Genomic DNA, 13,107 nt, shown 5'->3' with positions numbered 1-13,107 from the left:
AAATAGCCCTACGGCTGCTCCTGCCCTGCTTCCCTTAGCAGCTTCTTCCCGTATGCCTCTGCCTCTCTCATCAGCGGCAGGCATGCCGGAAGCAAGGTCAACGGGATCGCGTCGTCACCGACCACTTGGTCAAGGGCGGTCCGTACGGTCATCTGCTGCTGGTGCAGAAGGTTCCAGTCTGGGACAGGCTTGCCGCCGGGAGGACGTAGTCCAGCGGCAAGGTCGGCGAGTGGGCACAGGACGAACGCGTCATCTCGTAGGGCCTGGGCGGTGGGAAGCGCGCCGATTGCCGCGAGCAAACTCCGAGCGACCGGCGCCGCCTCGCTCTCCTTGAGTCCCCACATTGGGCGGGCCGTGATGGCCTCGCCGAAGCCCAGGATGGCGCTTACCTGCTTCTCGGTGAGTTTGGAAGCGATCTCGACAGTCCTGAGGCGACGCCAGTCTCCGCCTTGGCTTTTGTGGCGCTTCGGCTGGGTGATCCACTTGGTCACCAGGGCCTCGGTGTGCAGGGAACTGACGGCGCGATCACCGAGCCGGGCCAGCAGATAGGTGACCCAGCCTTGCGGCAGGTGGATCGAGTGGCCAGCGACGCGGATGCCCAGCCAGCAGACGGCGAGCAAGGGGGCCAGATCCACTTCGCCGGATTCCTGCAGGACAGTGGCCCGGCCTTCCGGGGAGGAAAGCCATGACCGCACGGCTGAGGAAGCGTCCGCCCTGACGGTTTCAGTGATCTCCTGCCCGCGATCCAGTGCCCCCAGAACGCGCAGGACCTCAACGGCGGGACCGATGGAGGGGTCCTTCGTCCGCGTTCCGCCCAGGTCGTCCGCATAGCTCGATCGGTAGATGTCGAAGCGCGGGTCGATCAGTCCGTCCACGGCGGCGGCGGACGTGTACGGGCGCGCATCGTACAGGGAGTCGAGTGCGCGGATCGTCCACCCCGGCAGGTCCGTCACTGTGAGGCGGCTGCCGTGCTCGACAAGCGCGAGTAGACGCGGTCCTGAGCCTCGGCCGGCTCGGGAGACCTCCAGGGACAGGGTTTCGCCGACAGTCGGGAGGGCCGTGCCCTCGGTCAAGGTGTATTCGGCGAGTATGGCGAGAGGTTCGACTGCCACCAGGCAACGGCGGGGCAGCCCGGTTCCTTCGCCGACTGGCGGTGCCGGGTCGATGACCGTCACGCGCCGTCGCTGGCCGGGGGTCAGGTTGTCGTATTCCCGCACGTTGATCGAGTGCCCGGTCAGGGTGACCGCTCCGGGGACAGTGCGCAGCACTACAACCCGGCGCAGAGCTTGCAGGTGCTTGAGGAGGGTGTCGCCCATCAGGTCTGCGGTCCAGGCCGCGTCCGAGGCGTCCAGCCAGGTCAGGAGGTGGTCCCGCTCGTCATGGCAGATCAGGCCCAGGCAACGGTCTTCAGCGTCGTTCACCGAGAGCCAGGGGCGGACGGTGGTCTCACCGCGCTCGCCGGACCCGGTGCCCGGGGCCGCGTTTTCCTCGGACGGCCTGCCGGTGAGTTTCCTCGTCTGCGCGTCCCAGTACAACCGCAGAGTGGGTTTCCCGCAGGCGGTGAGAGCAGAGGCAGCAGCTACCGCCGCAGTTGCGGGCAAGGCCGGCAGTACGTCGCGCATGTGGACCCTGAACAGAGCGCTACCCGACCGCACCGCTACATACCCCTGCCCCAGATCGGCCAGCGGCTGTACGAGCACCGACCCTGTCGCGGCGGGTCCCCCGGGCTGAGCTCGTCGGCTCACCGTCAGGACGGGCGCCGCGTCTGCCGTGCTGTGCTCGACGGTTACCGCAATTCCGGACAGTTCGGAGTCGAGAACGCCGCCACGGTTGGCAGCGACCAGCGCTTCCCGCAGCCAGTCACAGTCAGGCCAGTGGTCCTCTGAAGGGGCGGCGATGAGCACGCGTGCCCGCGGCAGACCTTGGACGCACAAAGCGTCGTCGGCCGAGGACAGGAAAACCACGTCACCAGCGGTTGGCGGTGAATCCGCCAGCGCCGTCAGTTCGTTGTGCCTGTTCAGCCAAACAGCACCGGCAGTGGAGTAGGCGTCAAGCACCCTCTGGTCAGCGGGGTAGGGGAAGGTAGAAGCCTTGTCTCCGAGCAGCAGCGCTCCTTCCGCCTCGTTGACATGAGTAACGGGGAGCAGCATGCGCTGCGCGAAGGACGATCCGAGCGCACCGCGGACTCCGGGATGCCACGTGTCCAATGTCAGGTGGCCGCATTCGTTCACGTCACCCTCGACCTGGCCGTAGACCAGGTCCCCCGGGGCGAAGAACGACCAGTCCAGGTCGCCCAGTGAACCTCCATCAGAGAAGCGGACCAGTTCGGCGCAGATCTCCACTACTCGCCCGGGTGCCAGCTCCAGCCACAGAGTGTGTGTGTCGGCCCATGCCACCGCCCATGCCGTGCGGCAGGTGGTCTGAGTGGTGCGCAGGTTTTCCACTAGATCGGTGGCGGGGAATCCGAAGCGTCGTAGCTCGGCGGGGGTGTGACGCAGGGTCCAGGTTGTCAGGACTGGCGAGAAGAAGATTGGTTCTTTGATCGACCGGGCTTTATCGGGCAGCGCCTGCGGGAGGGCGGTGTCTTCTCCCTCGGGCCAGTAGCAGGTCACACGGTCGTGGTAGCGCCAATAGTGCTCCGCGCAGGCATCTGCGATCTGCTGCGCGGTGCCGTCCATGAAGGACAGCTGAGACCAGTCCATGTCCAGGGTCAGGCTGCCGTTCCGGTCCGTGGGGGCACCCTCCACCACAGGCAGGACCTCGACTCGGGCCCCGGCGGTGCACTCCTCAGCCGGCACGATCCGCCCGGCAAGCGCTCCTCGCAGCGGAACCAGCCTGGCGGTGTCGCGGCGGGATCCGCTCTCCTCGACCACGCCGGTGATCTTCGGATGCGGGGTGCGCAGCAGGTCGACGCCGGGCGTCCTGCGGACATCCGTCGCCCGGCCGGCCTGCGCACCGATACCGGGCAGTCCGGCCAGCGTGAAGCTGCGCGGACGGTGAGCAGTGTCGAGCGTCAGCCGGTCCTTGGGAAAGACCACGACAGGACGGGGGCGGTTCCCCAGGAAGGTGCCGTCCGCGGGGATAGCCACATGGGCGCTCACCGTGTCGTGATGGCGTCGCAGCCGTACGACGGAACCGTGGGCGATATCAGCAGCGCCCAGCACGTTCTCGGCGGGGAACAGGATTCCGGGCCGGATCTCTATGTACTTCCGCACCCTTCCCTGCTTGTCAGAGCCCCCGTCGGCCACCGTGCCGAAGCAGTCGGTACGCGTCTCGTCGAGGTAGGAGTGCAGCAGATGCAGCGGCCTGGCCAGAGGGAACTTGGTGGAGCCGGTCCAGTCGTTGCGCGGGCCGTCGTGCAGACTGTCCAGCCGCACGAGCATGGTCACCTGGTCCTTGTACACGGCCTCCTTGTCCTTGTGTGTCTCCATGGCCCGTCGCAGGCAGTTCTCGCGATGGGCGAAGTCGCGGCGGAGCACCTTGACAGTCAGGGGTCGTGTCGGATTCTCAGCGTCCTCGGGCAGGTCGGCGCCCTGAGGCAGGCCGAAGCGGAGGCGGTAGTCGTTGGTGGTTCGGGTGATCTTGCCGGCAGTGAGATAGATCCTGTCACCCTGGCGCAGGCCCTTTCCTTTTCCTCCGTCGGCAGGACGTAGTGGCACCAGGGCGAAGAGCAGCGCCTTACGGGCAGGGTCGGTCTTCTTGCGTTCGAGTCGTGCGAGGAACTTGCCCGTGCGTTTCTCCGGACCGTACTTGGCCAGCAGCGCTCGCGCGTCATCGGGATCGAGGTATGCGCTGACCGGCTCGTCCTTGACGTGGACGTCCTCCTTTCCGAGGCGCAGAGGCCGGTTGCCGGTATGCACCCGTTCGACAAGGACCAGACCGCGAGCGTGGTCGAAGGAGACGTCCAGCAGGTGGAGGACGCGTTTGGTGGCTTCGTCGTAGACCTGACTCTCGATGTTCTTAGAAACGTCACCAGGCGCGATCTTCACAGCGATGCCGCCGGGCACCGTGCTGTCGTGGCTGAAGGACAACGCCCGGACCTGATCTCCGTGGAAGAGTGCGAGGGAAGCGGGGCCGACAGTCTTCCCACCGATCGTCAGCGCCGGTGCCGGGATGTCCACGAACCAGCCGTAGCCGAACTCGAAGCGGTGGACGCTTCCCTCTTCGGTGTCCACGGCCCCGACGTAGTAGGGGCGCTTCGAAGGGGCGTTGCGGGACCCCTTAATTTCGTAGCGCCTTCCGTTGGGGCGGCCGTGGGGGAGGGCCTCCGCCAGGAATTCGAGTAGCTGTACCGGCGGCACGAGCAGATGGGAGCCGCGTGCCCCTCGTCCGCTGTCGACCGCGACGCAGCGGACCCGATCCGTCAGATATTTTCGTCCCCCGACCATCGTCTGTGGTCCGTCGACGACCGCCAACCATCGTCGGTAGATCCCCTGGTCGTCTGGCGCATAGTGCGTCGGCAGGAGCATCTGCTTCTTGTCATCGGTCAGTTGGCCCTCGATGATGCCCGCCCGGATCTCTTCCCAAGCGATCTCCGGCTTGACGCCGGGCGCCGCTGGCGCCGGCTTGACGGTCTGCGACGGAACGGCAGGTGACAGTACGAATGTGCGACTGACGTCGAACAGTCGCAGCGGCACCGTGCCGTCCTCGGCCTGCTCCTCATCGAATTCGAAGATCTCCAGTTCTGTGCTGTCCACGTGCACGTCCTGGTACGCGTCCGTCAGTGCCTCGCCGGAGACTGTTCCCACCAGCGTCCGTCGGTCGAACTGCACCACCCCACGAGGCGGGTGGGCGCGCCCGCGGGCACTCTTCGCCCTGGCCAGCCCTAGGACCGCCGCCGGGGCGTCGCCGGGCTCGGCGACGGCGATGCTGGGGAGGTCGGGATGCTGGAACACCTCCTTCAGTTCGTTGTCCGGCGTGACCATGGTGCCGACGGACTTCCAGTCGCCACCGGGCGCGGGCTGCTCCGTCCACAGCCCTCTTAGCCTCAGGTCGCGCCCGTGGACGAAGAAGGACCAGCCGTCACCGGCCCGCGAGGCGGTCAGCTGGTTGCCGACGTACACCTTCTTGCCCTGGTCGAAGGCCGAAGCAGGGACGTCGACTACCTCGACGACAGACTTGCCCAGGTGTAGCCAGATCCTGAGATGCGTGAGTCTGTGGTCGGTGTTAAGTATCCGACCGGCGACGATGCCCGTCAGCGTGGGACCTGTGAGCAGCGCCGGATCAGACAGCCCCCGGCAGTTCTCCACCAGGAGCTCGTGCGCGAACGGCTCGGGACGCTGCTCGGAGGACCGCTGATACGTCTTGTCCCGCGTCACGATCGCCCACCGCCTCGTCCTGCCGACCGGGAACTCGCCGGTGAGGGTGAGGGATTCGGTGTCGGCCAGGCCGCTGATTCCGTCAACGGTGCGGACCCTGCTGGCAGCGTCCTCAGGATCGCGGGTCATGATGTCCACTTCGACGAACTCGTTCGACTCGTACTGCCGGAGCAACTCGTAGTGCTCAGTGCTGCAGGCCAACGAGAAGCCGGTCTCCTTGGCCAGCAGGACGCCAACCTCAGCCCGCCGGGCCTCCCGCTCACCCCACCGGGTGACGGTGCACAGGACACTACGGCCCCGGAACGCGCCCCCTTTCTGTGGGACGGCGGTCACTGTGCTCGGAAAGCCCTCGACAGGCGGCACTTCGATGCACCAGCGTTCCGTTCCGCCAGGGCCGGTCTCGACGAACACCTTCTCGTACAGGTCGTCGTCGCCCGAGGGCCCGGTCGATCCGTCGGCATCATCCTGAGCCGTGCTCGAGTGGGTGAAGACAGCCAGCCAGTCGATATTGCGCCGGTCGAACACCTTGCCGTCGTGAGCCGGCGGGGCCAGCCGGAGCCGGTTCTCGCCTGGCGCGAATGCCGCGTAGACGATGAGCCCCTCCGCGGCCCCCGCGCAGGCACGTTCGAGCAACCGCCAGTCCTCCGGATACCAGTCCGACGGCCCGAGTACATAGGTACGTCCAGGGGACAGAGCGAAGCGCAGGGCCGGCCCGTGGCCGCCACGGTCCGTCGCCCTGTCGCAGAGCACCAGACGCAGTACGGCTGTCTCCTCGGGCACGGTCATCGCGCCCTGCGCCACGCATAGTTCGGCCAGTCCGGAGTCGAGCGGAACCCACCTCTTGTCCTTGCCGTGCCACATGGCAAGCGTGCGTACCGGCCATGCACCGCTCCGGGGTGCGAACCGCCGGGAGAGGTCGGGGTCCCAGAGCCGACGGGCGGCGATATCCGCCGCGGAATCACCATGGGCGTAGCAGTCTGCACCGATGCCGTCGACCTTCAAAGAGAGCCAGGGAAACGTATCCGAGGTGTCAAGGACAGCGCCGCGGACGTCTCCATGACGGGGCTGCGGCACGGCCAGCGGCGCGATCTCAGAGATCTTCCCGGCCTCAATGTGAACTGCGAGGTTGCGGCCGACTTTGCAGTACTCCCGCTCGTGTCGGAACTGGAGGGGATAATTGACCAGTTGAGGCAAGCCGCAGTTGATCACCAGCTTGGCACTCCGGCCGTTGTCAATGACAGCCGAGACCACCCCGAGGACGTATCCGGACGCGACCGGGCCGTCCGGCCCTGTAGTGAACAGATCACGAACCGGGCGTCGTTCGTCTTTACGGCTGATCGCGACGTCCAGTGCCTCCGTGCGCTGGTAGAGCACGACTTCGGCGGTGCGCCGATCAACGGTTGCGGCTGCCACGAGCCGCGGGTCCAGAGTGGTCATGTCCATGTCCTGGCGCACGGGAACCAGGAACTGGGGCCGCTGCGCAAGCTCCCATGCCTCGGTCATCACCGCGGCCAGAGGCACACCGCGCGAAGGGAACTCAAGGTGCGCGGTGGCCCGCAGCAGGCTGATCAGCGCGGCCTCGGTGCCTCTGGCGCTAATCCTGGTGCCGTGTGTGTCGAAGGGGTGCGGGCGGGACTTCGCCGGCGCGGAGTTGCTCCATCGGTGGTAGAAGGACCGAAGTACGCGGTGCCGGAGCAGGTTGGCGCTCTCCGCCGGGAGGGTCATCGGGCCTGCAACTTCGGCGAACAGCCGGTCGTAGTAGAGAGGGGCACGCGGACTCAGATCGATGATCACGTCGATGACGCGTTCCAGGATGGCGATCAGTCGCCTCTGCTCGGCGAGCCCGGCGGGACTGACGTGGAACAGGTCCAGCAGGCGGCTCCGGATACCCCGCGGCAGCATCTGCGGCGAGTTCAGCGATGTGATCAACTCCGCCCAGGAGGCTACCCATTCCTCGGCCACCCCGTCCTCGACGGCGCTTTCATCGCCCAACGGTGACTGTTCGAGCAGCGTCGCCAGCCGTAGGGTGCGGGCAGCAAGCGGCACGAAGCGCCACCTGTCCTCTCCCGTCTTTCCTTTCTGGCGCTGTTCCTCGGCGGCCTGATGGCTCAGTTCCTCCATGTCCTGCCCCATCTTCACCCAGTCCGCGCACGAGAAGCCGTGGCGGCCGGCGTCCTTGGGGCCACTGAGCAGGAGAAGCTGATGGTCGGGGAGTACTTTCTCCTTCTTCGGGCCTCTCCGGAATGGCGGCACCGGCCCGTATCCGATCTTCCAGTCCCAGCGCAGCGGGGCTGCGGTGCCCGCTCCGTGGATCTCCCTTCGCAGCAGGGCCGCGCGCTCCGCTGCTCTTCGGGCCGGGTGCTTGCCCTGCCTGGCCACCAGATCGCAGAGGGCGTCTGCGGCGGACGGATCACCCACGAACCACCGGCCGCCTGCCTCCGTCCGGTGGGGACCGACACCACCGGCGACCGACTCCTTCGCCCAGTCCAGAGCCGCCACCAGGCCGTTCTCGAACCTCACGAGACCCCACAGCGCCTGCCCATTGCGCAGGTCCGGCCCGTTCTCGTGGAGACCCTGCAAAACCCGCAGGAACTCGGACGGGTGGACGGCGGACCGCAGGCCCTTGCCGACCCGGTCCGTCACGCTGGCCACATGGGTGATAAGGCCCGCCAGGTGACCTCCTGGGACGAGCGACCGGCCGGTGTGCTCATCGATCGCCTTCCTCAACTTGTGATAGCGGCGGCCCAGTACGTCCTTGATGTGAATGGTCAGCAGCAGCAGGAAGTCCGGCTGCCCCTCACGGCGTCGCCCCGATGTAAGCAGGCGCTCGCTCAGTAGACCGGCACCCAGCAGGCGAATGAGTTGCTCGGGCTCGTCGTCGGTTAGCCCCGGCGACCCTGAGTTCTCCTCTTTGCCGTTGGACCGTGACTCCGGCTCCAGCATCCAAGGAGACCAGACGCGTGCCGCGGTGCCCGGCTCGGTTTCGGCGGCCGGCCCGCTCCTAAGCACGGGCTGTGGGTGGGACGGCTGGGGCTTGCGGACCGGCGGCGGTGTGCGCAGGCGGAGCAGCCTCCCCACATGCTTCGTCGCATGGCCATAATCCTCGGGGTGGAAGGGGACCGATACGCTCACTTTCGGCGTCTTGTCCGCGGGCGGAAACGCCACTGGCGGTTGCCACCAGGGCTCCAGGCGCCTAGCTGTCTCCTGCGGAGCGAGTTCCACGGCAAACGCGGTCAGGGTGTGCTGCCACAGCACCGCGGGCAGGACGGAGTCACGGTGTGCCGCGACACCCCCCAGCCGGACGTAAGCGGCCTGCCGCCGGGCAACGGCGGCAGGACTGCGCCAGTCGCCCTCCGTGCCGTACTGCTCGACCCAGCCCAGCAGCCGGACACCCGACATCGCCTCCTGCTCCAGTTGGTCGAGCATGGCTGTCACGGCCGTATCGTCCGCGTCGCCAGGCAGGTCACCGAACGTCACCCGAACAGCGCTCATGAGCAGGTCGGGTTCCATGTCGAAGGCCCCGCCCGAGAGCAGAGCCAGCGCGCGACGTACCTCGTCGGCGGTCTCCGGCCACACCGTCGCACTCCACTCCGCAGCCTGGATCAGAGCGAGGCGGCCGTGTTCACCGCGCAGTGCCGCGAGGAGCATCACCGGACGGTCGCGGAGCTGCTCTCGCATGCGCTCCCCGCGGTGGCGAGCAAGGAAGCGGCCGACGATCAGCAACAGGCTGGGTGCGAACTGCTCCATCAGGTCCAGGTAGGGCGAGATGGTCGGATCTGCGGTGTAGTCCCTACTCTGGACCTGTTCCAGAACCTGCTGCAGCAGGTCGACTGCTTTGTTCTGGTTTCTGCCACCCGCCTCGCGGAGCAGTGCTTCGAACGAGGTCTGCGTGCCTTCTGGGCTGCTCCCGGCGAGAAGCCGGTAAAAGGCGGTGGCGCGTGCCGACACTTCGCGTCGGCCGGCCAACGAGCGATGCGCCGCTAGGACATACGGCAGGGCATGCAAACGCATCCCGCTCTCTGACTGGCGCAAAAAATCGAGAGCGGCGCAGATCAGTTCCTCGGCGCGGTCAGCATCTACGGGCTCCCGCAGCGCGGCGATGGTGTCCAGATGGTCAGCCGCGTCACCGGGCGGCAGACCGACAGCAGCGCAGAAGTACCAGTTCTCGAGCACACGCATCCTTCCTGTCCCGGTGTAACGGCGCCCCGTCAACCGGTCTTTCTAGTCCGCAGTCCGGTTCGGTCCGTTCCGGGCGGAGTTCCTGCTTTGATTGGGGCTCATAACGAGCCCTCGGATCGGCGATGGCTGTCATCCGGACGGCAAGGGCGGTCGGAGCGCTTCCCGGTAGTCCGGCTCGTCCCATTCGAGCGAGGCGTCGAGCACTGTTGGCTCCAACGCCAGCCCCACCAGGCGCCGTCTGGCTTCCGGGACTCCGGCAAGCCAAGTGGCCGCATCCTCGGTGAGCGGCCGTCGAATCAGCACACTCCATGTGCCTCTGCACAGGCCCTTCGGATCGAGCGTCCACAAGTCGGTCCCTGCCAGCAGTCCGGCTCGGTCGAGGGCGACTGCCTCCTCGGACCGGTCTATATCGGCCAACGTCGGGGGTGTTCCACGTAGGGCCACCTCCCACGCGGCCCGTACCGCTGAGGACAGGGGCGCATACTGCCAGCCGTACAGTTCCGGTGGCTTCCTTGACTCCTGGTCTCGCAGCAGTCTGAGCACTACCGCGTCGGCGACAGCCCGTGGAATGCGTACGCCAGGGAAGTCCTCCGGCCCTGGGGGCTGTTGTCCGGCGGAGCCGAGCCATCGGCCCAGTTCGGCGTCGTCGGTCGCCGCGAGTAGCAGTGATGCATAGCGCCCTGCCCCATGACGATCGGCGGCGTGGGCCTCTGCCAGCGCGGGGTACTCCGACGGCCACCGGGCCGCCACCTTCGCCAACAAGTCCCGCTCCGCCTGCCAGTCTCCCCGGCTCGGCAGTTCTCCCCGGTGGGCCGCTGGGTGTACGTCCTGGCTGGGCGGGTCTACCGGGCTTTCGGAGCCGGTGCGGTCGTTGCGCTTGGCCTCATTGTCCCGGGTGTTCAAGTCGGCGACGATTGCATGAGCGTCCAGTCGTACAACCGTCGCTTCCGTGTCTGCCAGTGTGGACTGGACGTCTTCGGCATGTTTCAGCGTCCTCACGGGACCGGAGACGGCCGTCACTGGCGGACGCCCTGGTGGCAGAGCCCGGCGGAACAGATACTCGCCACATCGCAAGTCCCGCGCCGCTTGTACGGCTGTCTCGCGCACGGCGTTTTCGTCCGCGCCGTGGATCTGCACCACCACGGCGCGTAACTCGGGTGCGAGACGACGCAGATGACTGAGGTAGCCGGACCAGTCGGGCGGTGGACGGTCGGCGGCCCGCAGGCGCACGATCAGGCCGCTGCCTCGCTCTGCGAGGTCCTGCCCCGGCTTCCCGGAGCCGGGCGGCGCGGTGAACAGCTCATCTTTGGAAGCGGGTTCGCGCAAGGTGTCCACCTCGTGGACATACCAGGGGCGGGCTGCGGACGAGGCATAGCGCGGATCGTGCGAGGAGAGGACGCGGTGGAGGAGCCGTTCCGTCCGCGAGAGCACCTCAGAGAGGTGGTCTCCTGACGGATCGGCCAGTACGTCTGTGCAATGGCCAGAGGTGAGACACCAAAGGGTCTCCAGCCGGACTCGGAAGCGCTCGTCCGGTACGGCGTGGGTGGTGGCGCCGGGTTGCGGCAGAGGGATGCGGTGAGCGACCAGGGGGGAGGAGACCTGACCGGTCAGGCGGTGTCCGTCCGGAGCCGGCCGCGCCAGCAGCACGTCGTATCGGTCCCATGAACCGCCGCTGTTCTGGTAAAGGAGGCGGATGGGCTTCTGCAGGTCACCCCGGGCGCCGCCGACACCTGATCGGTTTGCTTCGGCCTGGATCGCCCTGCGCAGCTCGGCCTCGGCGAGCCTCCCGTCGAGGCCCCGCCCCTGCTGGAGAAGCGACAGTACGGCGGCGCTGAAGAGTCCGCCCTGTGGCCCGTACGCGGCACCTTTGTTCAGCTGTGCCGCCACCCAGACCTGTTGGTCTGCTTCGAGCTTCTTCTCTTGGCTTGGGGGAAGGTCCAGGGGAGCACTCAGAGTGATCCTCAATTCCTCGGCATCCTGCTGGCAGGCGTCGACGATGAAGGTCTGCCGGGTGAATCCCGGCAGGAACGACGTCTGGTAAAGCGTGAGGACGTCCTGCAGCGCAAGATTGCGCCGGTCATTCGCGGGCTGACCGGCGAGCAGCAACCGCAGCCTGTCCTCCTTGTCGATCACACCGTGACCGGCCCAGTAGACCCAGAGGAACTCGCCGTCCCAACCCGGCACCTGGTTAGCCAGTACACTGCGGACCCGCTCCACCGTGGCTTCCGCGCCTTTGAGTTCGATGATGTGCTCGGGCGGCACGCCACGGCCACGCAGCCACGCTGTGAACCGTGCCGCGTCCTCGTCAAGGGCGGGCCGGTCCCAGTCGGGGTTTCCGTAGGCATACTGGCTGACCGCGATCACGACGGCGTAGGTACGAGCGGGGTTCGGCAGGTCCGCTGCGACGCCGGCCCAGTCCGTCACGACAGGCAGCTGTCCAGTACGTCGTAGAACTCATCGCTGTCGAAGTAGGCCGAGTGGGCGTCCTGGATCGGAACTCCGTTGTCGATCCGAACATCCTCGATCCGGTCGCCGAACAACTTCGGGGAGGAGCCGACGTAGGCCAAGGGGTCCCGAGGGTCGTAGACGTTCACCCAGCGCGGCATCCAGTCCGGCAGCGCCTCACCGAAGGGAAGCGAGGGAAGAGAGCCGATCTCGTAGAGGAGCGGGCCCTGGGAGCCCACGGTGAGCAAGGTGCCCACCGACGGGATGTGTTCCCCGACAAGCAGGTCGAGGCTGGCGATCCCCCCGAGACTGTGTGCCACCAGAACGACATCGTCGGAGGCCCGGGTGATTGTCGCCTTGATGAAATCCCTGATCCTCTGTCCTCGGGTGAGGTAGTGCAGAACGTCACCGGCGAGAGCATGCCGCTCCAGGACGATGTCGTGCCGCCGCTCCATCATGGTCGAAGCGCCGAACCGCAGGCCCAACTGCATGCCAAACTTCACGAGTCGGTCGGACACACCCAGTTCCAGGGTGCCAAGACGCATGGTGACCTCCGTCACCAGGGCATCGCGGGTCCGGCCCGACATCAAGGGCGGCCATCCTCCTGCCGCCTCGTAGCGCAGACTCGCCCGCGCCACGAACGCGCGGGCGAGAGTGGCACACAGCTCGGCGGAGTCCACCCGTTCGTCGGCGCGGGCCATTGCCAGACGTGCGTCCTCCGACTCCAGCACGTCCGCGACGGAGGGCGTGAAGTGGCGCCGCAGCCCGGCCCGCTGAAGCGGCGGCTCGAGGTCGGAGTGCCCCGCGAGGGCTTGCGCGGTCCGCCGCAGACGCTCCCCGTACGGAAGGGTGCCTGGCACGATGGCCGTGCGGTCCTTCCGGCTCGCGTACTGCACCGCGAGCAGGCGTAGTTCGTGCGTGGGGTCGGCAGTCAGAAGTGCCCAGCGTGTTACTGGCCACTGTGCTTCCGCGCCCACCTCGCTCGGCGGTGCGTCCGGCACACTGGCGCCTCCGGCACCCAGGGTGGATCCCAGACCGTCTCCCCACAGGCAGGGCAGCACCCGGACATCAGGCCGGCCCAGTTCCGCTGTCCTGGACGTAAGCAACTCCAGCTGCTCCAGATAGCGACTCTCGCGCACACCTGTTCCATGCACAAAGATCACAG

3 protein-coding genes are annotated in these 13,107 nt (G+C 67.1%); all 3 read right to left on the bottom strand.

What is annotated here, in order from left to right; translation table 11 throughout:
- Window positions 1–8: 8 nt before the first annotated feature.
- The 3 genes from AB0E07_RS27715 to AB0E07_RS27705 all read right to left on the bottom strand — a co-directional run bounded on the left by AB0E07_RS27715 (window position 9) and on the right by AB0E07_RS27705 (window position 13,081).
- Entirely contained in the window at window positions 9–9,491 is a 9,483-nt protein-coding gene (locus tag AB0E07_RS27715) for a hypothetical protein (RefSeq protein WP_362257770.1), read from the bottom strand.
- A gap of 135 nt (window positions 9,492–9,626) precedes the next feature.
- A complete protein-coding gene (locus tag AB0E07_RS27710; protein WP_362257767.1) occupies window positions 9,627–11,921 on the bottom strand; it encodes a caspase family protein in 2,295 nt (764 codons plus the stop codon).
- Window positions 11,918–13,081, bottom strand: coding sequence for a hypothetical protein (locus AB0E07_RS27705; protein WP_362257764.1), 1,164 nt, complete (start codon window positions 13,079–13,081; stop codon window positions 11,918–11,920). The genes AB0E07_RS27710 and AB0E07_RS27705 overlap by 4 nt, the downstream gene beginning before the upstream one ends.
- Window positions 13,082–13,107 lie beyond the last annotated feature (26 nt).

This window comes from Streptomyces sp. NPDC048002, assembly GCF_040653275.1.
Lineage (GTDB): Bacteria > Actinomycetota > Actinomycetes > Streptomycetales > Streptomycetaceae > Streptomyces.
This window is presented reverse-complemented; position numbering and strand designations above follow the sequence as displayed.